The 26,207-nt window shown below is 43.8% G+C and carries 23 protein-coding genes and 2 riboswitches; of the genes, 6 read left to right on the forward strand and 17 right to left on the reverse strand.

Annotated features, from left to right (window positions below):
- The first annotated feature begins 338 nt into the window (after positions 1–338).
- On the forward strand, positions 339–1,160 hold the full coding sequence (locus VM640_RS00500) for a methyltransferase domain-containing protein (RefSeq protein WP_325388821.1): 822 nt from the start codon (positions 339–341) through the stop codon (positions 1,158–1,160).
- A gap of 143 nt (positions 1,161–1,303) precedes the next feature.
- Here the strand turns inward: VM640_RS00500 and VM640_RS00505 are convergent, their stop codons facing one another.
- The 4 genes from VM640_RS00505 to metH all read right to left on the reverse strand — a co-directional run bounded on the left by VM640_RS00505 (position 1,304) and on the right by metH (position 7,949).
- A complete protein-coding gene (locus VM640_RS00505) occupies positions 1,304–2,302 on the reverse strand; it encodes a lipoate--protein ligase (protein ID WP_325388823.1) in 999 nt (332 codons plus the stop codon).
- Positions 2,303–2,413: 111 nt separating this feature from the next.
- A complete protein-coding gene (locus VM640_RS00510) occupies positions 2,414–4,126 on the reverse strand; it encodes a bifunctional homocysteine S-methyltransferase/methylenetetrahydrofolate reductase (protein ID WP_325388825.1) in 1,713 nt (570 codons plus the stop codon).
- Positions 4,036–4,359: a homocysteine S-methyltransferase family protein gene (locus VM640_RS17245; RefSeq protein ID WP_325388827.1), complete on the reverse strand. Its 324-nt coding sequence runs from the start codon at positions 4,357–4,359 to the stop codon at positions 4,036–4,038. The genes VM640_RS00510 and VM640_RS17245 overlap by 91 nt, the downstream gene beginning before the upstream one ends.
- Before the next feature lie 146 nt (positions 4,360–4,505).
- A complete protein-coding gene (metH, locus tag VM640_RS00520) occupies positions 4,506–7,949 on the reverse strand; it encodes a methionine synthase (protein WP_325388829.1) in 3,444 nt (1,147 codons plus the stop codon).
- A gap of 106 nt (positions 7,950–8,055) precedes the next feature.
- Positions 8,056–8,180, reverse strand: a riboswitch (SAM riboswitch).
- A 236-nt stretch (positions 8,181–8,416) separates the two neighbouring features.
- Here metH and VM640_RS00525 point away from each other — a divergent pair.
- Entirely contained in the window at positions 8,417–8,983 is a 567-nt protein-coding gene (locus tag VM640_RS00525; protein ID WP_325388831.1) for a class I SAM-dependent methyltransferase, read from the forward strand.
- A 103-nt stretch (positions 8,984–9,086) separates the two neighbouring features.
- Here the strand turns inward: VM640_RS00525 and VM640_RS00530 are convergent, their stop codons facing one another.
- From VM640_RS00530 to VM640_RS00575, 10 genes are all read right to left on the reverse strand, one after another.
- Positions 9,087–9,317 carry a hypothetical protein gene (locus tag VM640_RS00530; RefSeq protein ID WP_325388833.1) on the reverse strand — a complete coding sequence of 77 codons (231 nt, stop codon included), beginning with the start codon at positions 9,315–9,317 and terminating at the stop codon, positions 9,087–9,089.
- Between the two features lies 1 nt (position 9,318).
- Positions 9,319–9,858, reverse strand: a complete 540-nt coding sequence (locus VM640_RS00535) for a rhodanese-like domain-containing protein (protein WP_325388835.1) — start codon at positions 9,856–9,858, stop codon at positions 9,319–9,321.
- A gap of 338 nt (positions 9,859–10,196) precedes the next feature.
- Positions 10,197–10,859 carry a TorD/DmsD family molecular chaperone gene (locus tag VM640_RS00540; RefSeq protein WP_325388837.1) on the reverse strand — a complete coding sequence of 221 codons (663 nt, stop codon included), beginning with the start codon at positions 10,857–10,859 and terminating at the stop codon, positions 10,197–10,199.
- 115 nt (positions 10,860–10,974) lie between these two features.
- The gene (locus tag VM640_RS00545; protein ID WP_325388838.1) at positions 10,975–13,782 is read right to left on the reverse strand and encodes a molybdopterin-dependent oxidoreductase; all 2,808 of its coding nucleotides are present in this window, start codon (positions 13,780–13,782) and stop codon (positions 10,975–10,977) included.
- A gap of 1 nt (position 13,783) precedes the next feature.
- Positions 13,784–14,950 (reverse strand): NrfD/PsrC family molybdoenzyme membrane anchor subunit, encoded by a 1,167-nt coding sequence (nrfD, locus tag VM640_RS00550; RefSeq protein ID WP_325388840.1) that lies wholly within the window; start codon positions 14,948–14,950, stop codon positions 13,784–13,786.
- Positions 14,950–15,549 (reverse strand): sulfate reduction electron transfer complex DsrMKJOP subunit DsrO, encoded by a 600-nt coding sequence (gene dsrO / locus VM640_RS00555; RefSeq protein WP_325388842.1) that lies wholly within the window; start codon positions 15,547–15,549, stop codon positions 14,950–14,952. Before dsrO ends, nrfD begins: the two co-directional genes overlap by 1 nt.
- Before the next feature lie 14 nt (positions 15,550–15,563).
- A riboswitch (molybdenum cofactor riboswitch) is annotated at positions 15,564–15,670 on the reverse strand.
- A gap of 146 nt (positions 15,671–15,816) precedes the next feature.
- Positions 15,817–16,473 carry a response regulator transcription factor gene (locus VM640_RS00560; RefSeq protein WP_325388844.1) on the reverse strand — a complete coding sequence of 219 codons (657 nt, stop codon included), beginning with the start codon at positions 16,471–16,473 and terminating at the stop codon, positions 15,817–15,819.
- A gap of 17 nt (positions 16,474–16,490) precedes the next feature.
- Positions 16,491–17,951, reverse strand: a complete 1,461-nt coding sequence (locus VM640_RS00565) for a HAMP domain-containing sensor histidine kinase (RefSeq protein ID WP_325388846.1) — start codon at positions 17,949–17,951, stop codon at positions 16,491–16,493.
- 31 nt (positions 17,952–17,982) lie between these two features.
- Positions 17,983–18,939, reverse strand: a complete 957-nt coding sequence (locus tag VM640_RS00570) for a substrate-binding domain-containing protein (RefSeq protein ID WP_325388848.1) — start codon at positions 18,937–18,939, stop codon at positions 17,983–17,985.
- Positions 18,940–19,133: 194 nt separating this feature from the next.
- Positions 19,134–19,460 carry an ArsR/SmtB family transcription factor gene (locus VM640_RS00575; protein ID WP_325388850.1) on the reverse strand — a complete coding sequence of 109 codons (327 nt, stop codon included), beginning with the start codon at positions 19,458–19,460 and terminating at the stop codon, positions 19,134–19,136.
- Between the two features lie 237 nt (positions 19,461–19,697).
- On the opposite strand from VM640_RS00575, the gene VM640_RS00580 reads away from it, so the two are divergent.
- The 3 genes from VM640_RS00580 to VM640_RS00590 all read left to right on the forward strand — a co-directional run bounded on the left by VM640_RS00580 (position 19,698) and on the right by VM640_RS00590 (position 22,103).
- Complete coding sequence (locus VM640_RS00580; protein WP_325388852.1) at positions 19,698–20,810, forward strand: TDT family transporter; 1,113 nt, start codon at positions 19,698–19,700, stop codon at positions 20,808–20,810.
- A 239-nt stretch (positions 20,811–21,049) separates the two neighbouring features.
- Positions 21,050–21,451, forward strand: a complete 402-nt coding sequence (locus tag VM640_RS00585) for a (2Fe-2S)-binding protein (protein ID WP_414647852.1) — start codon at positions 21,050–21,052, stop codon at positions 21,449–21,451.
- A gap of 181 nt (positions 21,452–21,632) precedes the next feature.
- A complete protein-coding gene (locus VM640_RS00590) occupies positions 21,633–22,103 on the forward strand; it encodes an HAD family hydrolase (RefSeq protein ID WP_325388854.1) in 471 nt (156 codons plus the stop codon).
- Positions 22,104–22,231: 128 nt separating this feature from the next.
- Here the strand turns inward: VM640_RS00590 and yedF are convergent, their stop codons facing one another.
- Entirely contained in the window at positions 22,232–22,570 is a 339-nt protein-coding gene (yedF, locus tag VM640_RS00595) for a sulfurtransferase-like selenium metabolism protein YedF (RefSeq protein WP_325388856.1), read from the reverse strand.
- 209 nt (positions 22,571–22,779) lie between these two features.
- Here yedF and VM640_RS00600 point away from each other — a divergent pair, with 209 nt between their 5' ends.
- The gene (locus tag VM640_RS00600) at positions 22,780–23,376 is read left to right on the forward strand and encodes an undecaprenyl-diphosphatase (protein WP_325388858.1); all 597 of its coding nucleotides are present in this window, start codon (positions 22,780–22,782) and stop codon (positions 23,374–23,376) included.
- A 265-nt stretch (positions 23,377–23,641) separates the two neighbouring features.
- Here the strand turns inward: VM640_RS00600 and VM640_RS00605 are convergent, their stop codons facing one another.
- Together VM640_RS00605 and VM640_RS00610 are read right to left on the reverse strand one after the other, a co-directional pair.
- A complete protein-coding gene (locus VM640_RS00605) occupies positions 23,642–24,454 on the reverse strand; it encodes an energy-coupling factor transporter transmembrane component T family protein (RefSeq protein ID WP_325388860.1) in 813 nt (270 codons plus the stop codon).
- Entirely contained in the window at positions 24,447–26,201 is a 1,755-nt protein-coding gene (locus VM640_RS00610; protein ID WP_325388861.1) for an ABC transporter ATP-binding protein, read from the reverse strand. The genes VM640_RS00605 and VM640_RS00610 overlap by 8 nt, the downstream gene beginning before the upstream one ends.
- Between the last annotated feature and the right edge of the window lie 6 nt (positions 26,202–26,207).

Below are 26,207 nucleotides of genomic sequence, written 5' to 3' on the forward strand. Positions count from 1 at the left end.
AATATTGCCAAAAAGTATCTGGAAACTCTTAACGAGCAACCAGTAGTGGTGTTGGGTACGCCAAAGATGTACAGGTTTGACGGATGTTCTTTCGTCGCCTAGAATCTTGAAGCTCTCCATTTCAATGGAGAGTAGTTCACATACTAACAATGGGGTGAGTCGCAAACTCCGGCTCAATGCCGTGGATTAAGGGATAGGCAGTTTAGATGCTCGCAAGCGCGGTCAATAAACTCGAAATTTTTCAACCATGAGTTGAGCTTACAAGAATATCAAAGATTGAGTTATTGAAACGCTTCTCTCTATGCAATAAAATAAGGGCTGTCAAGGAGCGTGAAGATATGAAAGATGAATTGGCAAAAAATATCTGCAGATATCGTAAAGAAAAAGGGTTTACCCAAGAAGAGCTGGCTAAAAAACTCGGACTAACATTTCAAGCTGTTTCAAAGTGGGAAACAGCTCAGACCTTACCCGATATAACTTTGCTACCGAGGTTATCACAAGTATTTGGCATAAGTGTTGATAAGTTGTTGGGTTATGCTTCTTATGACAAACAAATAACCATCTATGAGGAAGAATATAAGACACCGGAATATTATTGGGGTGTTGAACCTTCAAAAATGTGTTTACGTGTACTTAAACTATTGCCACCATCCACGCATTTAAAACTACTCGACATTGGTTGTGGCGAAGGTAAAGACGCTGTATTTTTTGCAAGAAATGGATACGACGTAACGGCGTATGACATCTCTGATGCTGGCCTTGAAAAAGCAAAACGACTTGCTGATAATGTCGGTGTTCAAGTCAAAGTTTTTAAAGCGGATATCTTAGATTTTCGCTTAGATACTCGTTTTGATATTCTTTTTTCAAGTGGTGTTTTTCATTACATCAAACCTCAATTGCGCGAAGAAATATTAAGCAACTATAAACAGTTTACCAATCCTAATGGGCTGCACGTTCTAAATGTATTCGTAAATAAGCCGTTTATAGCTCCAGCTCCTGAAAAGGAGCCAACTGCGTGTAATTGGACTTCAGGTGAAATATTTACGCATTATCATGATTGGTTAATTCAAGAATGTTCAGAAGTAATTTTTGACTGTAATTCCTCTGGTATACCCCATCAGCATGCAATGAATAAGATTATTGCTCAGAAATATAAATAAATAGAACCTTAAAGGTAAAAACACATATCACTAACAAATAAGACACTATATGAAAGATAACCACGACTTAAATTCAAGACGTGGTTATCTTTATGTTGATTTATTGTCTTGTAAAACAGCTTTCCACCTCAAAAATGAACTCTTTATTCTATTTTTGACTGAAGCCAGCTCTTGATATCCTCGATGACCTGTTTATCCTCTTCTGCGACCTCAAGAGCATTCAGGCCTTGGCTGATTTCTTCGCTTTTAAGGGGAATATCTACGAGGGCGGCAGCAATTTTCTCAATGAGATTGGCATTCATCGCATCCGAATAGATTTTCGATGCTGTGACTATACCCTTATGAAGAGTTAACCCCAGATCAATTCCACCCCAAGGAAAACGGGTTTCAAAAACCACATCAAATTGAGGCGTTTTGCCATAGAGCCAATCCCAAGAAGAGTATTTAGCATAAAGTGCCTTCAGATCATGATCGTTTTCTTTAATGAGGACAGGTTCGGGGCTTTCTCCGTAAATTTCCTGGAAGCTCTGTTTTAAAGTCTCTTTCATCTCGTCGATGGTCAATTCTGGCCGATAATTATGGAGATTGGTGACGCGAGACTGAACCGAATCGACCCCTTTGGAAACCATTTTTTCTTTGGAGACTTGGAGATAAGCGGAGACCTTCTGCACATCGACATCGATCATAATCGTACCATGATGGTAGGCCTTATCCCCTTCAAAGTAGAAGGCATTTCCCGAAAACTTTTTCCCATCTACCGTTAAGTCATTCCGTCCGGTAAATTCGGCGTCAATTCCCAGTTTTTTGGTTCCTTCAAGAATGACCTGGAGTTGTTTTTGAAGATCATAGAGAGAACGATCCATAATAAATGTGAAATTGAGGTTTCCTAAATCATGGAAAACAGCTCCCCCGCCGGAAAGTCTCCGAGCCAGTTTGCCGCCATCACCTTCAAGCTGGGCACAACGACATTCCTTCCACGCATTTTGGTTTCTGCCGATCACGACCGTATTCTGATTCTGCCAGAGATAAAGGATCACTTGATTTTTCTCGACATTGCGAAAGAGAAACTCTTCTAACGCCAAATTATGCCATGGGTCAAATGAGTCAGAAAGTACAATTTTGGTTTGGACAGGCTGATTCATAAAATTCTACCCCTCTCGCCATTCTAAATACAATGAACAATCACTTTTCATAATAACTTCTACCCTCGGATTTGTATAGGCTTACCGCCTCTCACTTGCACGAAGCTCTTATTACCTTTTCAACTTTGTCACATAGTTTGTCAGCTCTGCTGTCATCTCATAATAGTTAAAGGGCGTAATCAAATAAATCCCGTTAAAAACCTTCATGGCCTGATCGAGAAGGGCTTTGCTCATGGCTATTCCTTCTTGGCGAGCCTTTTCTCCTTTAAGCCCCTGCATCCGCTGCAGCGCTTCTTCGGAGAGTCTAATACCCGGAACCTCGTTGTGCAAGAACTCCGCGTTGCGCTGGCTGGTTAAGGGCATAATGCCAATGAAAACGGGAATTGAAAGATGTTTTGTCCCCTCATAAATCATCTGCAGAGTTTCACGATCGTAGATCGGTTGGGTCATAACAAAGTCCGCCCCAGCTTCTATTTTACATTCCAAGCGTTGAATAGCGGCTTCAAAGTTACGAACATAAGGATTAAAGGCCGTCCCCACAATAAATTGCGCCGAATGGTTTAGGGCTTGCCCAGAGAAGGAAATCCCTTCATTCAATTGCTTCGTCATTCGAATAAGTTCAAAGGAATTTGAGTCAAAGACAGAGCTTGCTCCCGGTAGATCGCCATAACGTGAAGGATCTCCAGTAATCACCAAAATCTGATGAATTCCCAGCGCATGCAACCCCATCAGGTGCGATTGCTGACCGATTAAGTTTCGATCTCGACATGCGACATGAATTAAAGGCTCGATACTATAACGTTCCTTTAAAAGCGCTCCTAAAGCGAGATTACTCATCCGTACATTAGCTAACGAATTATCCGCTAAGGTAATCGCAGCCGCTCCCGCAGCATCCAAAGCCTGACAGCCTTTAAAGAACCCCTCAGTATCTAGACCCTTGGGCGAATCAAATTCCACAATCACCGTATGCTCATCACGAACTCTTTCTAAAATCGTTCTTTGATCTTTTGTTTCATTTTGGGCGGGTTCCTGAGTATCACTCTTGGTTTGAAGGTGGGCTTTAGTTTGAGTTTGAGTTTGAGTCTGAACTTGGACTTGAGATTGAGATTGAAAATGAGCCTGATCCTTACTTTTATCTTGTGGGGTCTCCTTCAAATCTGGATTTACCCGTGCTACGGGTGATAATCCTTTAAGCGCCTCAGCAATTGTCCGAATGTGATCCGGCGTTGTCCCACAGCATCCGCCGATGACCCTAACCCCTTGTTCTCGTAAACGTAACGCATAGTCTGCGAAATATTCCGGTGAGGACTTGAAGGAAAGTCTTCCATCAATAAGCCCTGAACGTCCAGCGTTTGGAAAAATGGAAAGAATCGCACCTTCGGAGACTTGAGCTTGCTCCAACGTCCGAAGCATCTCCGTCGGTCCTAAGCGGCAATTCAGACCAATTACCTCCGCTCCTGCCTTTTGCAAAAGCTCAAAGCCCTGGGTCACCGTGTAGCCATCCCGTGTTCGACCAACCTGAGGAGTCGCCAAGTGAGCTAGTACTGGACGATCCGTGAGCGAACGAATCAACTCTAAAACGAGTAAAAGCTCCTCTAAATCCTCGAATGTCTCAAGCATAATGCCGTCAACTCCACCCTCAAGAAGGGCGGAGGCTTGTTCCTCATATTGAGAACGGAACGAAGCAAGCGGCTCAGTTCGGACTCGTCCGGCTAGAATTGAACCCATACTTCCTATAATAAACGTGCTTTTTCCTGTAACTTCAACGGCCTCTTGAGCAACCTTAACGGCTGCCCGGTTAATTTCTCCGACCTTTTGTTCCAATCCATAGCGGTCAAAACCGCGCGGTTAACCCGAAAAGTATTGGTCTCGATCAACTGAGCACCTGCTCGAATATATGATTCATGAACTGAACGAATTAAGGCTGGATTAGTGAGATTGAGTTCTTCATAACAGCTTCCCACGGGTACCCCAAACTGATAAAGGAGGGTCGCCATTGCTCCGTCCCCGATGACGATCTGCTGTTGAAGATGTTTCCTCAAATTGTCATGATTCATGTGCACCCTCCAATTTCCACTCTAGTATCTTCCTCAACTAGCTTTCTCTAATGTTTCAATCTATCTAATCTATCTAATCTATTTTTTACATTTTTTATGAAGTAAAATTTTGAAACAAGGAACCTGTCCTCTCGTTCCAGAAGGCCCTAAAGCACGCTAAAATACTTAGCCTCAGGATGAGCAAAAACGAGTGCAGAGACCGAAGCTTCAGGCTCCATCATCAATCCTTCGGTCAGCTCAATGCCAATATCTCCAGGCTTAATCAGACCGAGAAGTTTTTTTTGATCCTCAAGATCTGGGCACGCAGGATAACCGAAGGAAACGCGCAGACCTCGGTAACGTGCTCCTAACCGTTCTTTCATCGTCATCTCAACAGGATCTGAAATCCCCCAAGAATCCCGCATGATATGATGGAGCCGCTCGGCAAAACCCTCGGCCAGCTCTAGGGCAAGCGCCTGAAAGATATAAGACTCTAAATACGCCCCTTGTTCCATGAGTTCGGCTGCTACCTCACGAACCCCTTGTCCCGCTGTCACTGCAAACATCCCGAGATAATCCATTTCTCCGCTCGATACAGGGCGAAGGAAATCAGCAAGGCAAAGATACGGTTCCTTAACCTGACGTGGGAAGTGGAACCGCTCAATAATTTTGCCTTGATCCTTCGCGTCATAAATCAGGATTTCATCCCCCAACGATTGAGCCGGGAAAAACCGATAGATTCCTTGTGCCCGGACTTTACCGGTTTCCTTGGCTTCCTTAAACACCTTTTCAACGGTTTCGTAGACTTCAATCACTTGGGGGTCACCTTCAGCTAGGCGCTGTTCGACATCCCCTTTGATCCCGAGGTGTTTACCCAAGAGCATTTTCCGATTGATGTAAGGCCAAAGTTGAGCTAACGGATAATCCCGTAAAACATGCCGTTCTAGATCAGCTGGTATGACCGGAGAGATAGGTAAAATGGATGAGCGATGATAGAGTATCTTATTTTCTACGCAATCCGTACTTGCTAGATCTTCTGCTCTTTCTCCACTTTTTCCGCTTACTCCTGATCCTTCCTGGCTCTCGACCTTTTGTACACTTGAATTTGCTCTCACGTATTGATTGGCGAGCGCTAATCCCTTCATAGCATCCCCAGCATAGAGCACCGGTCCATCATACTCTGGGACAATCTTGTTTTCGACAAATCGTGCTGTCAGCGCTGCTCCGCCGGTAAGGAGAGGAATACGAATTCCGGCATTCTTTAAATCCTGAGCCGTCACGGCCATCTGCTCAGCCGACTTCACCAGAAGTCCTGAGAGTCCGATAGCATCCGGTTTCTCTTTTTCACAGGCAGCAATAATTTGCTCCGGTGAAACTTTGATCCCTAGATTGATCACCTCAAAACCGTTATTCGACAAGATGATTTCCAAGAGATTTTTGCCAATATCATGGACATCCCCTTTAACCGTTGCCAAAAGGATCTTCCCTTTCAACGCAGCGTCCTTTTTTTCGAGGTAGGGTTCAAGGTAGGTCACGGCGGCTTTCATAACCTCTGCGCTTTGTAAGACTTCGGCGACAATCAGTTGATTGGCGTTAAAGAGACAACCGACTTCTTCCATCCCTTTCATCAGGGGTCCATTGACCAGCTCCAAAGCGTTGTATTTGTGGAGGCCTTCTTCGAGGTCGCTAAAAAGCCCCTCTTTTGACCCTTCAACCACGTATTGCCCAAGTCGTTCCTCGATGCTCAAGTTTTTCTGTCCGGTCACCCTTGGCTTTACGGTTTTATTCCGATAAAACTCAGCAAAACGACTAACCGTTTCTTCATTCGTCTCAAAAAGAAGGGCATCGGCAAGTTTCCGCTCCTCTTCCAAAAGGGATGCATACCGAACCAGCTTTTCGGAATTGACGATGGCGTAATCCAAACCAGCCTTCGTCGTATGATATAAAAAGACCGCATTTAACACTTCCCGACCGGCTGCTGGTAACCCAAAGGAAACATTACTCACGCCAAGGATTGTTTTACACTGAGGGAACTCTTGCTTAATAAGGCGAATTCCCTCCACTGTTTCGCGAGCAGATCCAATATACGTAACATCCCCAGTCGCCACCGGAAACGTGAGTGGATCAAAAATGATATCCTCCGCCTGGACGCCCTGCTCCGTTAAAATTTCAAAGGAACGTTTAGCCACTTCTAGCTTTTTCTCTCGGGTTACTGCCATCCCCTGTTCGTCGATCGTACCGATGACTACCGCAGCCCCGTAGGTCTTTAAGAGCGGAACCACTTCTTTAAACCGGGCCAATCCATCTTCGAGGTTGATCGAGTTAATGATTGCTTTACCTTGGGAATGCTTGAGTCCTAATTCAATCACTTTGGAATCCGTGGAATCAATCATCAAGGGTGCTTTTACTTTGTTAACAACATAGGGGAGGAACTCGGCCATGTCCGCATACTCATCTCGGTCCGGATTCGCTAGGCAGACATCGATCACTTGGGCATTCTTTTTAACCTGGGCTCGCGCGATTTCCGAAGCTTCTTCAAAATGACCCTCAGCGATTAAATCCCGGAACTTCTTGGAGCCAATCACGTTCGTGCGCTCACCAACGATGAGCGGTCGGTTTTCATCTTCGGCATAGACCGGTTCTAAACCCGAAACAGCACTGAGATGATGCTCTTCGATCAGTCGTGGCGCATAACCTTGCAAGGCTTTCGCTAAAGCTTGAACGTGTTCAGGAGTAGTCCCGCAGCACCCACCCGCAATGTTTAGCCACCCTTTTTCAGCAAACCCGACCATCTTGCGAGCTAAACCTTCGGGCTCCTCATGGTAATGACCTTCTTCATCCGGCAAACCGGCATTCGGGTAACAACTCACGCCGCAGTCAGCGATCTGCGCAAGGGAGCGAATATGATCCCTCATAAACTCCGGACCTGTAGCGCAGTTAAGCCCCACAGATACCGGATGTAAGTGAGCAATCGAAACATAAAAGGCTTCAATATTTTGTCCCGCTAAGGTAGTCCCCATCGGTTCGATAGTCCCAGAAACCATCACAGGAAGCTCCAGCCTTTTCGCAGCGAAGGCTCTTTGGATCCCTGCTCCCGCCGCTTTGACATTGAGGGTATCTTGTGCTGTCTCAACTAAAAGAACATCTACTCCCCCTTCGATGAGGGCCATAGCCTGACGATAGTAGGCTTCTTCCAACTCCTCAAAGGTGACTCCGCCTGTTAAGGAAAGACTTTTTGTGGTCGGTCCCATGGAACCGGCCACAAAGCGTGGCTTATCTGGAGTGGAATAACGGTCTGCCGTTTCCCTGGCAAGTTTTGCCGCAGCTCGGTTAAGCTCCTGATCCCGCTCTGCAAGGTTATACTCAGCTAAAACGACAGTTGTTGACCCAAAGGTGTTCGTTTCAATCAGATCAGCTCCAGCTTCGAGATAAGCTTCATGAACGGAGCGGATCACGCCTGGACGCGTTAAGGTCAGAATTTCATTACAGCCTTCATATTCTTCTCCCCCAAAGTCAGCGACCGTAAGGTTTGCTTTTTGCAGCATCGTTCCCATCGCACCATCGAGAATTAAAATTCTTTTGGCCAATTCTTCTTCAAATCGTGTCTTCATTTATAACCCCTCATTTCCTTGTCTAAATTGATAAATATTGCGAATAAATATAAATTAAAAGCCCCTTCCCAATAGAGAAGAGGCTCGCAAAATCATATTGCAACTCCTCTTATCTGTCAGAAGAATACCTTCTGCAGGAATTAGCACCATGCTTAAACAGCTTCTTAACGAATACTGCAAGCTGGTTGCCGGGTTTCATTGGGCCAGTCCCTCCACCACTCCGGATAAGAGTCTTATTTAATTATTTATTAGGACATATTTAAAGAAGAAAAGTTTCTCTTAGGATAACAAGCGAGCATCAATCTGTCAACTGCCGCCGCTCAACAATGTCCTCACCTACCACTCTTCTTAAAAAGTGCTATAATGCAAATAACAATTTTTATAGAAGGCCTTAACAGTGTTTTTCATCTAATCAAGACGAAAGATTTAGATTACTGATTCGCATTATTCTAGATAGGAGTGTTCTTGTGAATATATACGATCTCTTCATGTCGCCACTTGAGAAAAGATTTCTTACAAAAATCAGAAAAAATATTATTCCCAGGGCTTTGGGTAATGTGCTTGAAATCGGTTATGGAACAGGTGTGAACTTCCAGTACTATAACCTTGCCACAGTTAAAAGTGTTTCTGCTTTAGATACGAAGTCAACTCCTGCTGTAAAGATAAAGGCAGAACTTCCCTTAAAATTTTTTGAAGGTCGGGCAGAGGATCTTCCCTTTTTAGACGAATCTTTTGATACTGTGGTTGAAACTCTGGTATTTTGCAGTGTAAAAAATCTGGACAACGCCATGAATGAAGTATTGCGCGTGTTAAAACCTGGCGGCATTTTTATTTTCATGGATCATGTACTACCGGAGAAAAAAAGCATGGCTTCCCTGTTCAAAGCGACCAATACAGTCTGGCCTAAAATCGCCGGAGGATGTAATTTAACAAGGGAACCGTACAAGCTCATCGAAGCATCCGGCCTTGTCATTGAGCAATCCGGAAGATCCGGTCATGATATATTTCGCTGGGGTATTGGAAGAAAGGCTTAAATAGTATGGAAGATAAGTCCAAGATATAGTCCCTAATCCTAAAACAGCAAATAACTAAGCTTTTTCATGCTTAGTTATAGCCAGTGTCAACTTAAGCTGTGCCTCAGCTTTCCACATTACTACGATTCACCTGTAAAGCGGCCTGATACGCTCGTACTTTCGACTTTTCAAATGATATCCGCACTTTCTGGATCTCCTTTTCGAGTTGAGCCACTGTGCTTGCTTGATTTTCCTTTTGCGCCAGACGCCATTCTTTTTCCAACTTTACTAAGCGTTCCGTATTCTCCCAATGTTCCAAGTAGGCTCGCTTTTGTTCTATGCTAAGATCATCCATCTTAACACCCCCCAATACTGTCGGTCACTTCATCGCTTCCCAGACTCTTCCACTGTTCCATTCCCCCTACCAGCACTTTCACTTTGTAAGGATCATAGCCCACATTAATTAGATTCTGCCAAGCTGTGAAGGCCCGGGTACCATTTAAGCATACCAAAATAAGCTCTTTATCTTTAGGAACCTGGTTTAAACTCTGCTCTAACTTGCCCAGCGGAATATTAAATGAAGTGGGTACGTGGCCTGTGGCAAATTCATTGGGCTCGCGGACATCAATCACGGCCCAATTCTTATTATCTTTAATTCCTGCATCCAGTTGACTGGCTGAAATCATGGATTCAGGGCTAAGGCTTGAAGTTTCTTCCGGTTGGGATACTAAGCTTTGTTCAATTGGCGGTGTCCCCGAATTCTCTTTACCTTGCTCCTTTGTCTCGGGTTGAGTTCCGCAACCACTTAAGAAGAGACTTATTCCAAGTATAAGGGGAAAAACAATCCAAATTTTTGTAGTTTTGCAATCTTCTTTCCCCCACACCGTTTTTTTCATTTTTCTTCCACCTGCCTTCAAGTGCATTTCTCGTTTAGCCTATGCCTAAAGGAATTGTAAATTTCGCTCCATTTAACTTTCGATACAAAAGCCATTTACCCTGTTCATTCCGAACATAGGGGAGCTCTTCCCCTTGAGCCGTTAGCAAAATTTCATTGGTATTTCGTTTTTCGGAAACAATAGAAACTTATAGACGGGACAGAATGAAGCCATTCCCGCTATAAGTAAAGTAGATCGGCCGAGTTTCAGTAGACTTCTCCAAGTTAGCTTAATATTTCTTGGATCCATCGTACTTTCTTCTTTTACCACGAACTTACTCGAATATCTTCATGTCAGGCTCACTTAGAGAGCTCTTCTTCTTCCTCAGTTAAAAACTCGCGTAATAATGTCGCTCCACCATGGTAAAAACCTGTCTCAGCTTCTTTTTCAACACGCTCTATAAATTCAAATACCCAAGGTTGTAAGTGCGTCTGAAAAAAGTTGACCTGCCACTCTCGTAAAGTTTTCTGATCCAGACTCTGCGCTTGCGAGCGTCGCTGACACAGTTCAGCCATAAAGAAAAGTTCGACTGCAATATGGTCGGGAAGCAAATCCCACCCCTCGGCAAACTGGATATCCCACTCCTTGAGAATGCGTTGCATATCTTGAGCAGGTTCCTGCCAGAGTCGGCCAAACGTTCCATCGATATTCCGGTGGGTATAACAAGATTCATACGGAAAAGTTTGACTCGGACCTGGTACTATGAATAAACGATCATAATCAAGTTGGATTTCCTGATGGTATCCCGGACTTTTGAGTGCTTTCTCTAGATCGCTTAAAAGCTCAGTTTTTCCTTCAGACTGGGGAAGTCCAATTTGAAGCTGATTCTGGAAATAGGGATTCAGCCAAGTTTCATCCGTCTTGCGGGCGATCAGACTCGCAAAAAGATTATAGAGGACTGCACGGGACATCTCATTTTGAATTTCTTCAGAGGCTGTTTGTAAAATATCCGTATGTTCCACGCTAAGTATCCTCCTATTAGTCAAAATTGCTTGCTTAATTTATTCTGTTTTCACTTTTTATTGGGCAAGGACAGTGCAGGGGTTTTTCCCTACACCATCCTTAGCAAAATTAATCCTATGCTTTTTCAACTTTAACGTGTGAATCATAGAAGGAGCAGCTCCCGCCGATCTTATCTTCCAAGCAAACGTTCCCGATCGAATCATCAAGACGCATCGCGTAGTTGATATTCACACCTTTGCCACGGCTCTTATCTCCGGCAACGGTTTTGCCGTCAATAATCGTATCCGCCGAACCATAATTCCAGTGACCATAACCCACACAAGCACTGACCACACCAGGACGAATTCCCGGACGGAGGCGAAGTTTACCGATGACACCCTCTTTGCTTGTAGGCCCGCTGACCCGAACCGTGTCCCCGTCCTTTAGACCGAGTTTTTCTCCTTCTTCATTGTTCATCTCAATAAAGTTTTCTGGGAGAATCTCCATCAGCCAAGGAGCGCTGACTGTACGGCTGTGAGAATGAAAGGCCGGTTTATACGTCGTTGCAATAAAAGGATACCCTTCATCCTTAATTTCTTGATCTTTGGCGTTCATAACGGGCAAGTAGAGCGGGAGTCCATCAAAATTCTTACCGGTCATGGCATCTTTGGTCGTGGCCACTTGCTCCGCGTAAATTGTACAGAGGTTCGCAACTTTGTTTTTCATCATAAGACCATCGTAAGCACCACTGGCATCAAAGACTCCACCACGATCCAAGATATACTTGATTTGCTCTTCTTCCGTTGCACCGGGGATTTTACCGGATTGGCTAGCGAGATTAGCAACCATCTTATAGTACCAGTCTTCTTCCTTGTTTAAGGGCATACCTGAACCAAAACCATTATCCCCGAAGCCTGAAAGCTCCATTTTCTTAGCAATGTCAATCATCATATTCTCAACCGATTTAGCTTGAGGCAACGCATGTGTCATCGGTTGTCGAACTTCGGCGACCATGCCTAAAATCGTAGGCCCCGCACCTTGAGCGCACCACTGTTCCATATAAGTGACATCTGGTAAAATATAATCTGAAAACATAGATGTATCCCCGATTACGATATCTGTCGAAATAAAAAGCGGGATTTTTTTGGTGTCTTTTAGAGCAGCGATCAATTTATCTTTAACTGCAGGAATAGAGTAAGCTGGGGTTCCCATATGCAGCCAAAGAATCTTACAGGGGTAAGGATAACCATCGACCACACCCGCTACAACTTCTTGATAGACATCTTTGGTTAAAGGGAACCAAGGACGTTTGGCCGGATATCCATTTTTCTTGAACTCGGTCGAATCTTCATATTTTGCCTGGTCACGGGAAATCCGGATTCCTGTGGGTTTAACAGCTCCAGGATGAAGCTTCGCGACCAGGTAGCGGCCGTTCTTGTCACCCATATAGCTTAAAGTACTACCACCGGATTGATAGCCTCCACGATGATCGACATTTCCCACAAGCAAATTCAAAACACAGATCGCACGACCGGCTTGGAAGCCATTCGTATGCTGGACAGGCCCACGATAAAAGTCCGCAACAGCAAGCTTCCCGTAAGACGTGAATTCATCCGCAACACGAATGATTTGTTCTTTAGGAATATCACAAATCTTCGCATAATCATCCAAAGACTTCTCTTTAGCCCGTTCGCTTAGTCTTTGGAAAACAGTCTTGCAAGCAATCGAGTTCACAGTGGCTTCACCCACAAGATCTGCAGTATCTACTTTCCCTGCAAGTGTCGGAACTCCACCCACGAGCACAACATAATCATCCTTCGTGCCACCCAAACCTGCTTCATCACCGCGTAGGTACTTGCCAGTGTCCGTGCGTACAAGATATGTCGCATCCGACCAACTGCTTTCCCCTTTCTTTGCTGCAGCGTCCTTCGAAGGAGCTTCAAGGAAAGCTTTATCATAGCGTTTATTATCAATAATCCATTGAATCATGCCCAAAGCAAGAGCAGCATCGCTGCCCGGAAGAACAGGAACCCAGATATCCGAATGGGATGCTGAAACTGAAAAGCGAGGATCAACTGTGATCAACTTTCCGCCCTTCGTCTTGAAATTCGCTAACTTGCGACTTAAACCATTCATTGGGAAGTTCGCTTCACCGTAGTTCGCTCCAAAGTTCATTATCAATTTAGCATTTTCAAAGTCAGGCTTCAGATGGTTTTTCGTCGCAAAGGTTTGAGCAGATGCAATGTGATGGCTTTGCTCACATACTGTTGTGTGCTCAAACCAGTTAATTGTTCCAAACGCATTATTAATAAATCGTTTGGTCAATTCTGCCCGGGCATTCTCAATCCGGCCAGCTAAGAAAACAAATTGATTGGCTTTCGGGCCCAATTCTGGAGCATCAGGATCAATCGGTGTCGTAATATCTCGAACCACTTTTAACCCTTCAACGTTTCCCTCACCGAAAAGATCCCCACCTTCGATAATATCTTTATAAGCTTGATCCCAGCTAATGGCTTGCCATTTGTTTTCGCCCCGTTTACCGGCACGTTTCAGAGGCTGTTGCACACGCAAGGGATCATAAAGGAGCTGCAAACCCGATTGACCACGAGGGCACAGCTTACCTGCGACCTTGCGGGCTTCTTTGGGATCGGTAGCATAAGGAACAGGATTATCCAAAGTCATAGGGCTGTATGGATTACCATCCAGTTTAAGAACTATCCCGTCCTTAACTTTGCCTCTTAAGCTACAGTCACTCCGGCAGCCTAAGCAAACCGAATGCACAAATTGAACGCTCGGATCAGTATCTAACGTATCTTCTGTCGGGGAACCTTGTTTCCAACTTGGGATTTCAGTTGATTTCGTATCGGCGAAAGCAAGTGGCGCAACCGCCATCGTCGTTCCTAAGATAGTGGCACCTTTAAGAAAATTTCTGCGGGTTGTCATATTATTGTTCTACCCCCTTTGATACTGGAATCGACTTCTTTTCCTCGGCACCGGGGCGGTTCATCGGTAACACAGAGTAGAGTATGGTAAGAACCACCGCGGCAGCAACGGCAATACCAAGAATGATGGTGATGTCGCGGCCAGATGCTACATACTCAATGATTTTGCTTCCGGTTAGAGGAAGTTTTTGACCACCAATCACAAGATTAATCCGCATCGCCAAGACGCCTATAATGGTGAGAATGGAAGAAAGAACAACCAAGGGTATATTTTTACGAGCTTTTTTGGAAAGCATAAGTAGAAATGGAACTAACAGACCGAGAATATTCTCAAGCCCTAAGAAACTCCAGCCCTCATTATGCAAGAGAAAATATCCTGCTGCATAACCGGATTCGCCTGAGTACCAAAGAACAATAAAGTAGATCACCATCAAGGTACCATCAACTAGGATAAACCACTTCATTAAATTAGCCATATCACTGATCAAAGCCTTAATATCATCACCAAGCTTGCCGAACTTAAATTTTTCAACCAACATCAGGACGATGATGAAAAGACCCGTTCCAGAAACCATAGCTGACATAAGAAAAATGATCGGCATAAGAGGGGTATGCCAAAAGGCACGGGCTTGAACATTACCCAGAATAAATCCCGTGTATCCGTGAACAAGAAGTGCTAACGGTACGCCAAAGGTACCAAAAATCTTTTGCTTTTTCTTATCATTAGCTTTAGCAGCTTCAGACATATCCTTTTTTCCGAAAAGTAAGAACTTATAAATAGAGGCTTTCATTCCGCCCTTGTCAAGACCATTCACCATGTCTTGACGGAACAGATACCAGGCATAGAACATCAAAACAACAGGATAAAGGATTAAGAGATAGATCCCCCAAGACATCGCGGAGGTTGGGTTCACAGAGGTAAACAAATTCAGGAATCGTCCCGGCTGTGCGAGGTCAAATAATAAGTGTAAGGGTGCAAAAGCCAGGAGTATGATAGCCATGATGACCCCAACCTTGGAAACTTTCTTATACTTTTCAATTCCAAAAACTGTTCCCAGACTGGTCAGGATAAAGGAGCCTGCACTCAACCCCGTGTAAAAGAAGTAGAGAGCAATGAGTAAGCCCCAGTAAATTTGATGTGGAGTATTGAAAAAGTGCACAGTGCTCATTATTTCTCACCTCCAGTGACAATTTCCAGGAGATTCGGACGCAGTGCCTTTTCATCCGCTTTGATATAATAGGTCTGCGGACGATTATTCGTTTCCGGTTTGCTAACCGTTACCGCATTCGTGGCTATGATTTTGGCGATCTCACTATTGGGATCATTAATATCACCAAAAACCCGAGCACCCGAGATACAGGTGTTAACGCAGGCAGGTTGCAAGCCGACCTCAAGCCGTTCATGACAATAGGTACATTTTTCGGCCGTATTCCGCTCGGGATTGATAAAACGAGCGTCATAGGGGCAAGCCGCAATACAATACTTGCATCCGATACAACGATCATAGTCTACAAGGACGGTCCCATCCTCTAACTGATACGTTGCCTTTACTGGACATACATTGAGGCAGGAAGGATTCTCACAGTGGTTACAGAGCCGGGGCAAACGATGACGGGAGACATTGGGGAATTTGCCGGTTTCAAGCTCTTCAACCCAGTTACGGAAGACACCAAGCGGCACATTGTTTTCACTTTTACAAGCCACTTGGCATGCATGACAGCCCACACATTTGCGCAGGTCAATCACCATGGCATACCGTTTTCCCATTTTCTCAACTCCTTTATTAATTTCGTTGGCCACCTTCGCCAAATACGGGCAGGCGCAGAAATCTCTTTCCACACCCTATCGGTCCAGTTTTTAAAAACAGAACTCGGAGGCTGGTGAATTATTTCACCTAATAATATTTTAGTTGTTTCAAACTAATCATAGTAGAAGGGAAACTCCTAAAAACTGTTCTCTTTCTCCTGATAAAAGAGAGCCTTATGTCGGGATTTCCCCGACATAAGGCTCTCTTTTAGCTAAATACCATTAGGATTACTCAATTATTCCATGATCCAACGCATACCTCACGAGGTCAGCGCGTTTTCTCATTTCCAGCTTTTCCATTAACCGTGCCTTATACGTCTCCACTGTTTTGACACTGACATGAAGCATATCAGCAATTTCTTGATTCGTATGCCCTAAAGCGAGATAGCGCAGGACCTCTGTTTCACGGTCACTTAAATGCTTGACTTTCTTATCCCTTGTTTCTAAAACCTCGGGGCCGACCAACTGACGGTAAACTAAGGCCGTTGCCATGGACGGGTAAATGAACATCTCTCCGCGCGCCACAGTGCGAATGGCCGAGAGCAACTCAACGTCGGCCGCCTTCTTTAAAACATACCCTTTAGCTCCCACGCGAAGAACTGCTTTAAGGTATTCTTCATCATCATGCATAGTGAGCACCAAGATTTTAAGATTTGGATGGATCTTCATCAGCTCTTCGATACAATCCACGCCGTTTAACTTCGGCATCGTCAAATCAAGAAGGAGCAAATCGGGCAAAAGAGTATTCACTTGAGTGATTGCTTCTTCCCCATCGGAAGCCTCGCCGATGACTTCAATATCCGCCTCGGCATTCAACAACAACTTGAGCCCTGCTCTCAAAACCGCGTGATCATCAGCCAAGAGAATTCTTAACTTTTTCTCCAATTTAAAGGCTTCCTTTCTTAATCTTCGAATTCCGTTCTGGCAGGGACTTTAATAAAGACCGTCGTTCCATAGCCCAGCTGTGATTCGATTCTTAAGGATCCACCGAGCAAGGCTGCTCGTTCCTGCATCCCGAAAAGACCTAAACCATGGCTGGGGCTTGTAGTCACCTTCTCCAGATCGAATCCTGTCCCATCGTCCTCAACAATTGCTGAGACCCAGTCTTCTCTCCAATCCAAGAGGACAGAAACCGTTTGGGCCTCTGCATATTTAGCGACATTGGTCAATGCTTCTTGAATTATTCGGTAAAGAGCCACTTCAGCCGGTGCGGAAACTCTCTGATCCCTGAAACCCATGTTATGAAAATCGGCTTCGATCCCATAGGTTTCTCCATATTCCCGAACATAACGTTCAAGAGCTGGAACCAGCCCCAAATCATCTAAAACGCTCGGACGCAATTCACGCGCCAAATGATGCACTTCATCCAGAGTCTCAGATACAACTTGCCTCATTTCCTGAAGTCTATCTCCCACGTCACGGAATGAAGCCTCTGACTCCAAAACCTTTAGATTGACTATTAAAGAGGTTAAGGCTTGGCTTGTTTCATCATGAAGTTCACGCGAAATCCGTTTTCGCTCTTCTTCCTGAGCGGTTATCAATTTCTCGAGCAATTGCAACCGCATTTCTTCCTTTTCCTTGAGCTGTTGCAGCAACTCTTCCCGTTCACGGTCGCTCTCGCTTAAGCTTGATGTCATTTGATTAAAGGCTTGGGTTAAAACGCCAATTTCATCTTCCGAATGGACAACCCCTTGGACGTTCAAATCCCCCTTGGCAACTTTTTGGGTTAAGGAAACAAGGTCGCGAATTGGATGAGTCAAGACTCGAGTGAGAATAACTGCGGCGATAATCCCCACGGCCGAGACAAAAAGTGCAGTCGCAATAAAACGCCAGACCATCGCCATAACCGCTTTGCGCAATCCAACCTCATCCATCCCCACTCGGGCTGTACCTAACTTACCATTAAGAATGGGAACGGCGACATCACGAACCACTCCAACCTCTGTTTGAAAAGCCGTGAGATGAGATTTTTCCGTAGGACTAACTGTGTTAGCTTTCACAATTTCAGATGGAAAAGAATCTCCAAAGGTATGAGCTAACATATTTCCTTGGGGATCTAAAATAAAAATATAAAGAACGTCCTGATTATTTTTCACCGTTTCTTTGATCATTTCATAAACGACATAATCATTATTGATGAGTAAATCATTCGCTGCACGGGCTGCCACATCACTCCCGATCGAAACAGCACGTTTATCCAGTTGATCCCGCAAATTCGTCGTTAGTATATTCCCCATTTGCCAGACGGTCATGCTTGTTAAAAGGACGACGACTCCAACCACTAAACCTAAAATCTTGTATTGGATTTTTATCTTCTTAAAAAACTGTATGAACTTTTCAGACAGCGATTGCCAAAAATTCATTCTATCTTTTGTACGAAATCTCATAAGTTTCTTACCCTTCCGTTGCTCTTTCTACTAGAGAAGGAATAGCATTCACCATGATCTCAATTGGTTCATAAGCTTTTGGGGTGGGCAGGACGAAGCGGTCATAAATCAAGGCCTTAAGTGCCTGCTGTCCGAGGGGATCACTATCCATCTGAAGTAATGCTTCCTGTAAGGCGGTTTTTAAATGGGGGTCAATATCTCGATTGACAACAACGGGAGGATTACCTACTTCTGGTGATTGTCCGATAATTCTTAGCTTGCTAACCAGCGTTGGATCCTTGACAACCGTATATTGATAAACGAGTGAATCTACCCCTGCTGCACTAACGACATTATCGAGAACAGCCTTAATCGAATTATCATGACTATAGGTATAAACAACACGTCCAAAAAAATTCTTGGGGGTTGTTTTCAATTGGGTAACCATATAAGTTGGGGCAATCGTCCCAGAAAAGGAAATCGGATCAGTAAAGCCAAAAACTTGACCTCTTAAATCAGTGAATTGCTGAATCGAACTACTGGCATTGACGATAATATAGGATTGATACGTAGATTTTCCATTGACCTCTGGAACAGCAAGCATTTCAAGATTATCTTTTTTTCCAACCACATAAGCCCCAGAGCAAATAAAAGCAACGTCAATCTCTTTATTTTTTACCAAATCATTAATTTCTTGATAACTCTGGCGCTGCACCAGTTGAACTGGACGTCCAATCTTTTTCTGGAAGTATTCCGTAAGTAGATGGTAGTTTTCTAAGGTTTCTCTCGGCGAAAGCACTGAAGAGATTCCTACTTTCAAAACATCTTTATTCTCAAGTGGTTGAGGATTCGTTAACGAATTATCGGATGATTTTAAACTCACCTGAGGTAAATTCGTTATTTTCTGACAACCGGGAAGAGTCAACCCGAAGATAATAACTAGCATCAGAAATATAAAATTGAAACCAGATCCACGTATTTTCATGGGTATCCGACCTACTTTCATCTTATATTGGTTATCGCTCAAAGCACTAACTTGAAACGGAAATCTTTCACATAGAGTATAACATTCTTTTGGGAATATAACATTCGCAATAATCTAAAATGCAATATTAAAAACCCCTTCCCATAAGAGAAGAGGCTCGCGAATCCAATCGCAAATTTTATTATCTGTACAAGTCATTTTCTTGCTAAATGTCGTATTGCAGCTTGGGTTTCCTCAAGCTGTTGGGTCATAATGCTTTCAACCATTTTCAAAATCTCCAATACTTCGGGATATTTAATTCGATAATGCACTTGCAGCCCTACTTTGGTTGAGGTGATAATATTCTGTTTACGCAAAATCGCAAGATGTTGTGAAACATTAGACTGTTCCAGTCCTAGATCCGCAATAATCTCACAAACGCAAACCTCTTGATCTGCCAATCGTTCGAGGATTGCCACCCGGGTTGGATGAGCAATCGCTTTAAAAAAGTTACTTTTTATAGAAGTAATGATTTCTTCCACTTTTATACCCCTTTATACTTAGTACGTTTTTCAATATAACTATATATTCAAAAGAAACTTTACTAATATTATAATATACCCATTTCCTATAATTCAATAACTCGAGCCGAAATCCAAGAAAGCTTATTGAATTTATTGGGATGTTCCCAAATATTTAGACTCTATGCCTTGATTGATACCTCCTGCGGGTATATACTATATTCGTAATTAAGAATATAGTCATAAGGAGGATTTGAGATGTCTCAAGAGAAAGGATTAGTCAAGAACTTTTCTCCAGCTTGGTTCGCTGCTATCATGGGCACGGGTGGATTTGCTAATGTACTCTATCTTTGGGGTAGCATTTGGGCACCCTCCCGCATTTTAGGAATTAGCCTAGCCTGGCTCAATGCACTACTTTTTATTTTATTTTTTATTCCTTGGTTGCTTCGCTGGTTTTCATACTTTGAAAATGTTAAAAAAGATTTGCTGCACCCTATGATGGGAAACTTCTTTGTCACTATGCCTATCGGGTTAATGATTCTTGCTTCTAACGCAACTCTGATGGGAAAAAATTTTCTTAGTCCATCCTTTTTATTTTTCTTTTCCTTGCTGGCTTGGTTAATCGGTATCTTTGGTGCGTTAATCTTCGGGACGCTGGCTTCTTATAATATGATGCGCTCAGAGCAAACCCCACCTCAGATGATTAACTTTGCTTGGTTGATTTCACCTGTTGCGAGTATTGCCGTCCCTCTGATTGGGAATCCTTTGACAACGATGTTACATACGATGAATGCTTCTTGGGCTAAAACGGCCTTACTGATTAATCTTAGTTTTTTCGGAATTGGATTTTTCCTCTTTCTTTTCATCGGTGCCATAATTTTCACCCGATTAGCCCAGCATCCTCTGCCCCCGAATGCTATGGCTCCAACTTTTTGGATTATACTTGGTCCTATCGGCGTGGGTACAGTATCCTTAATGGGATTAGCGGATGCCGCGAAGCTCTTGGGGATTCTTCAAAATGTGGATACCCTTTACCTCCTGGCAAACGTCATTTGGGGACTCGGACTTTGGGGAATCTCAATTGTACTCTTGATCTCCCACCATTATCTGAAACATGGAGGCATTCCTTTCTCGCTATCCTGGTGGGCTTTCATCTTCCCTTTGGCGGCTTACACGATGGCAAGTTTTAAATTAGGTATCTATTACCAGTCCAACTTGGTCATCGGATATACTGTTCTTCTCACAGCCTTTCTCTCTGTCTTATGGCTTTTCTCCTTCCTACGAACCCTTGGAGGAAGCCTCAACGGTAAACTCTTCCAACCTCAACCCCAGCCCCAACCTATGCCTAATCCTAAAACAACCAATAACTAAGGTGAAGAAAGAAGCTACTCAAAACTTCTGAAAATCTAAGTAGCTTCTCTCTTTCAATTTTCTTCTTGATTACCAACTAGAATCATCTCTTGCCTGTAAAATCATGCGCTGTACCTCAGCTATCAACGTTATTACTGTTCACACGCAAAGCAGCCTGATACGCTCGTCCGAACCCTCTATTCCTTAGCTAGTATAATTGGTGTATTATTAAATTACCTATTGTAGAGGAGTGATGCACGATGAAGCTCGAACTATCGGCAAATTCGAAAGAAATTCCTGCTTGTCCTGTTTGCAACGGGATTGGACAAGTCGTACGCAAGATAACGGTTGAACATCAAGTCCAACCTAACGTTGAAATCGATGAGGAACAATTTTTCTTGTGTCGAACTCCCGAATGTGAAGTTGCTTATTACACCCCAAATAGTCAAGTCACGATTAAGCAAAACCAATTAATCAACAAGATTTGGTTCAAACACGTCCCTTCCCCTATTCCCATTTGTTATTGTGCAAATGTCACTGAGGAGGAAATTCTTCATCATATTGCAGTCGCCCAATGCTGCTCCACCCTTGAGGATATCAAGAAACATACGGGAGCAAACACCGGATGCGAGTGTTTAACCAAAAACCCTGCCGGTGGCTGATGTTCATCGGTAGTGCAATCGGTGATTGCCAAAGGTCTCTCTTTGAGAGAAGTACACTCGCATCCATAAGAACCATGCTAAAATATCAATGAGCGTTATCTGGCTTTTTGTGTTAAGTTAATGGCTCCTACTGTTAAAGTAAGAACCATTTTATTTTTTATTGAAAAGGGAGATTATGTTTATGATTCAAGTTGATATTCCTGGTCAGGGAGCATTGAACCTAGAGGTATTAGTCCTCGATTATAATGGAACGCTAGCTTTAGACGGACAAATTTTTGAGTCTGTTAAAGATAGTCTCATCCGTCTATCTCCATATTTGGAAATTCATATTATCACTTCGGATACCTTCAACACCGTGGTCAAACAATGTGAGAAATTGCCCGTTCACGTAAAAGTTCTGGGAAGCACAGACCACACTCAGGAGAAAGCAAATTATTTATCCCAATTTGGGACTCACCAACTCGTAGCTATAGGTAACGGTACAAACGATGAACTGATGCTGGCACAGGCGCATTTGGGCATTGCCGTGATCGGCCTTGAAGGAGCTTCCACCCATACCCTTCTAGCGGCCAATATTGTTGTTAATAAAATAGAAGATGCCTTTGGTTTGCTCTTGGAGACAAAACGTCTCAAAGCAACCCTACGACGATAATCAAGGTTTTAGCGAACTGTACGATATTCAAACAAGCCCGAAAGAAACAGACTGGAGACTGACCATCAAAAAGACCATAATGTAAAAGGATGCCTACGAAGTAACTGTGGCACCCTTTTGGTGGTTTATTAGATTGAAATCACTTTATCTGCCTCGTGCATCGCTTGAATGATCGACGGCATGTTGGAAACTTCTCCTAAGCCAATCTTTTCTTTAATTCCATAATAATCGAGGCAAGTGACACAAGCCAAAATTTTTACGTCTTTCGCTTCCAATTCTCTTAAGACTCCAAATGCATCAAATTCAGGGAGGAGAAGTTTAACTCCACTTTCCACTAAAAGGACATGTGTCGGTTTTTGTTCAGCCTCAAAGAGTTTGCGAAAGAAGTTTCCCATGAGTTTCTTACCCAGCTCTGGATCCTGGCTCCCCATTTTATCTGAGGAAATGAAATAAACAAAATTAGACATACTCAAGCCCTCCATAAATTCAATTAAATTGTTCTTGAAAAATATTCTATAACCGTTTTATTATTCCTCCTATAATTTATGTATGATACTTAATTTTGGTTGGATTTACCTTAGCTTCTTAAGTTTTTTCTAAGGAATTTATAAACTTCTTGTAGTAAACTAGGTAAAGTCATTAAATCTAGGTGTATGCTATAGAGGAGGAAATTCCGTTGAACTCGTTTGATCTGTCAATCTATCACTTCATCAATCAGTGGGCTGGACATCACCCGATCTTGGATCACGTCATGGCCTTTACGGCCCAATATGCTTTGGAAATTTATGCTTTTCTTTTTATTGTGGCATGGTTTACCTTGCCCAAATCCGATGAAAAAAAACGTCATGGTTTGATCGTTATGGGGTTTTCCGGAATCCTGGCCCTGATCTTTAACGTCATTATCGGTCACCTCTATTTCCGACCCCGCCCTTTTGTTGCTCTACCTCAAGGATCGTTCACGCAACTCATTCCCCACGCTGTCGATTCTTCCTTCCCCAGTGACCATACCTCCGGAAGCTTCGGTTTCGCTGCAGGTTCCTGGCGAAGATCTGAACGTTGGGTTCGTTTAAGCTTTACGGTTCTTGCATTCTTCGTTGCCTTTGCCCGGGTCTATGCCGGTGTTCATTGGCCGACAGACGTCCTTGCTAGTATGGTTATCGGCATCTTGAGCGCCCGAATTGTATGGGCTTTGAATTCTTGGTTAAAACCACTCACGCGATTTGGGCTTCGCTTATTTCACTTTGGCAAATATGCTGCCCACACAAACGACTAATTCCAAGAATTTAATCACTTAAAAAGCATATTTATCATAAAGAAAACCCGGCTTTCGCCGAGCTTCAGCGATAAAGAAAACTTGGCTAGCACCAAGCCCTAGCGAAGGTGGTAGCCATAGTTGCCTTATCCTGCCGGACATAAATACATGCATCGTAGGAGAATGAAAGCTGCTGGTTGCACTTATACTATCTGCCCCAAAATTTATACTTTCTGTTAGTAAAATGAAATCCCACGGGCACAAGCCGTGGGATTTCATTTTTTCTTTACAATTTCCCCAGTTTCAGAACGATTCGAAGATAGAGACCCAAAACAATGAGAATAATTTCCAGACCGATCACAACCCCATCCCGGATTCTAAACCGAAATTCGTCAGTATGAGTTTGGTATCGGGTATAGCCAAAACCACGGCTCATCATTGCCATAGATAACGTATTCGCCATTTGAATCGAACCCGCAAACAAAGGAACAACCAGTGGTAGAAAAGTTCTAATGGGTACAAATGCCCCTTTTTCTGGGATATGTGCGCCACGTGCCTTTTGGGCTTCTAAAATCAAGATTCTCTTCCGATTGAGAACTGGGATAAACCGGATAGCCGTCATGATCATAAAAGAAAATTGCGCTGGAACTTTGAGTTTCTGCAAAAGCTGCGTTAATTTTTCTAAGGATGTGGTCTGCAGAAAAGTCATCGAAGATAAGATAAGTATAAGCATCCGCAGTAAATACGTAATCCCGCGATATAAACCACCATACGTTATGTTCAAATGGAACGCTGGCCACACTTCAAGCAGAACAGTTTGGCTGCGTTCCTGCTGGAAATGCAAATTACCAGAACTAAAGCCCGCGAAAATCACAATTAAAAGAAATAAAGGCAAAATGGGGAATAGTGTTTGGCGAACTTTCGTCCAGGAGAGCTGAGCGAGAAAGGCGATACCCGCTGCGATTAGAAAGACGATAAAGTTAAATCTAGGATCATCAAAAAGTAAGGCTAAGCAGAGCATGCTTAAAAGCATTACTCCTTTAGTCCGAACATCAAGGCTTTGAAATACGTTTGGCTTTACTTCTGAAAGCTTAGGCATTTTCAACTCCTCTCTTCTTGACCCAGGCTTCGACTAGATCTTCTCCCCGCAGCCAATCGCACTGGAGACCCAGTTCCCCACATTTCTGACTGAGTTGCACAATCTGGGGAGGAACAATACTCGCCTCAAGTAAACGTTTGCTTTGGTAAAAAACGGCTCTAGGAGTCCCCTCTAAAAGGATTTCCCCTTGATTGAGAACGACCACCCGTTCTGCATACTCTGCAACCCATTCCATATCATGAGTAATCATAATAATCGTCGTACCCTGATCATGAAGCCGCCTGACTAAATCCATCACCTTTTGAGCCTCAGTCCAATCCAATCCTGCCGTTGGTTCATCGATAACTAGGATTTCTGGTTGTAAGGCCAAGATCGAAGCAACCGCCAAGATTTGTCGTTCTCCTTTACCTAATGTTAACGGATGAACCTGACGAAAGCGCTCAAGCCCCGTATATTGCAGAGCTTCTTCAACCCGCCTCACGATCTCCACTTCCTCCAGCCCAGCATTCTTCAAACCATAGGCCATCTCTTTGTCAACCGAAGACTCAAATATTTGGTGATCCGGGTTCTGAAACACATACCCGACGATACGGGCTAATTCCGCTGTTGAAAAATCTTTCGTATTTTTCCCACTAACCCAAACCTCTCCTTCAGTTGGCATAAGCAAGCCATTAAGATGTTTGGTCAAGGTTGATTTTCCGGCTCCATTTGCTCCCAGCAAAGCTACAAATTCCCCAGATGCTATGGATAAGCTAATTCCTTTTAAGGTAGGGTCCGCATTCCCATAGCAATGCTTCAAATCCTGAATCTCGACAGCTCCACACGCAGAAAGTGGCGTTGGAACGTTAGAAATTCGCGGAGTTTTGGAGAGATTCAGCCCTTTGATGTGGTCTCCGCGTTTCAACATGTTTCGAATCGTTTCGAGAGCTTCCGGAATACTAAGCGGAATCTCTTCTGCTTGAATTCCTCCTTTTTTATAAAGCTCCCAGAAGGGTACACTGATGGGTATCGGCCGTAGCCCAAGCTCCTGGAGCAGCAGCAAATCACGGAAGAGTACCGCAGGGTTTCCTTGCCAAGCGATCTCACCCTTACGCAACACTACGACTTCATCTGCACGAGTAAGAACTTCTTCACCCCAATGCTCGACGATTAAAATTGTTAGTTCTTTTTCTTGGCGTAAGTCCTCCAACGTTGCGAAAATTTCGGCTCGCCCTACAGGATCCAGTTCTGAGGTCGGCTCGTCCAAAACTAAAATGTCCGGACGCATGGCCAAAACTCCGGCGATAGCCAAGCGCTGTTTCTCGCCACCGGATAACTCCTCTGTTTTACGTGATTCGTAACCCGACAATCGAACTCTGGCTAAGGCCTCGTGCACGTACCGCTGAATTTCTTCTTCAGGTAGCAGAAAGTTTCGCGGTCCGAAAGCAACATCTTCTTCAACCGTTAAACCCACAATTTGGCTTTCTGGATCTTGAAACACCATTCCTACCCTCTGGGCCAGCGTCTGTGTTCGGTATTTCGAAACATCCAGCCCATCGACTTCAATCTTCCCCTGAAGGTGTCCCTCTAAAAGTTGCGGAATTAAGCCATTCAAACAGAGCGTCAGCGTCGTTTTCCCTGCTCCAGACGCTCCCATAATGACTATAAAACGTCCCGCTTTCACCCCGACATTCACCTGGGATAAACTCGGCTGCTCGGCATGGGGATAGGTGTAAGTTAATCCCTGAATTTCAATTGCGTTAGTCATCGAAGA

Source organism: Desulfitobacterium sp., from assembly GCF_035539115.1.
Classification (GTDB): Bacteria; Bacillota; Desulfitobacteriia; order Desulfitobacteriales; family Desulfitobacteriaceae; genus Desulfitobacterium_A.

Excerpts from the sequence above, each read along its gene's own strand:
- VM640_RS00500 (WP_325388821.1), top strand. The coding sequence starts at position 339 with ATGAAAGATGAATTGGCAAAAAATATCTGCAGATATCGTAAAGAAAAA.
- VM640_RS00505 (WP_325388823.1), bottom strand. The coding sequence starts at position 2,302 with ATGAATCAGCCTGTCCAAACCAAAATTGTACTTTCTGACTCATTTGAC.
- VM640_RS17245 (WP_325388827.1), bottom strand. The coding sequence starts at position 4,359 with ATGAATCATGACAATTTGAGGAAACATCTTCAACAGCAGATCGTCATC.
- metH (WP_325388829.1), bottom strand. The coding sequence starts at position 7,949 with ATGAAGACACGATTTGAAGAAGAATTGGCCAAAAGAATTTTAATTCTC.
- VM640_RS00530 (WP_325388833.1), bottom strand. The coding sequence starts at position 9,317 with ATGGATGATCTTAGCATAGAACAAAAGCGAGCCTACTTGGAACATTGG.
- VM640_RS00535 (WP_325388835.1), bottom strand. The coding sequence starts at position 9,858 with ATGAAAAAAACGGTGTGGGGGAAAGAAGATTGCAAAACTACAAAAATT.
- VM640_RS00545 (WP_325388838.1), bottom strand. The coding sequence starts at position 13,782 with ATGACAACCCGCAGAAATTTTCTTAAAGGTGCCACTATCTTAGGAACG.
- nrfD (WP_325388840.1), bottom strand. The coding sequence starts at position 14,950 with ATGAGCACTGTGCACTTTTTCAATACTCCACATCAAATTTACTGGGGC.
- dsrO (WP_325388842.1), bottom strand. The coding sequence starts at position 15,549 with ATGGGAAAACGGTATGCCATGGTGATTGACCTGCGCAAATGTGTGGGC.
- VM640_RS00565 (WP_325388846.1), bottom strand. The coding sequence starts at position 17,951 with ATGAATTTTTGGCAATCGCTGTCTGAAAAGTTCATACAGTTTTTTAAG.
- VM640_RS00570 (WP_325388848.1), bottom strand. The coding sequence starts at position 18,939 with ATGAAAATACGTGGATCTGGTTTCAATTTTATATTTCTGATGCTAGTT.
- VM640_RS00580 (WP_325388852.1), top strand. The coding sequence starts at position 19,698 with ATGTCTCAAGAGAAAGGATTAGTCAAGAACTTTTCTCCAGCTTGGTTC.
- VM640_RS00585 (WP_414647852.1), top strand. The coding sequence starts at position 21,050 with ATGAAGCTCGAACTATCGGCAAATTCGAAAGAAATTCCTGCTTGTCCT.
- VM640_RS00590 (WP_325388854.1), top strand. The coding sequence starts at position 21,633 with ATGATTCAAGTTGATATTCCTGGTCAGGGAGCATTGAACCTAGAGGTA.
- yedF (WP_325388856.1), bottom strand. The coding sequence starts at position 22,570 with ATGTCTAATTTTGTTTATTTCATTTCCTCAGATAAAATGGGGAGCCAG.
- VM640_RS00605 (WP_325388860.1), bottom strand. The coding sequence starts at position 24,454 with ATGCCTAAGCTTTCAGAAGTAAAGCCAAACGTATTTCAAAGCCTTGAT.
- VM640_RS00610 (WP_325388861.1), bottom strand. The coding sequence starts at position 26,201 with ATGACTAACGCAATTGAAATTCAGGGATTAACTTACACCTATCCCCAT.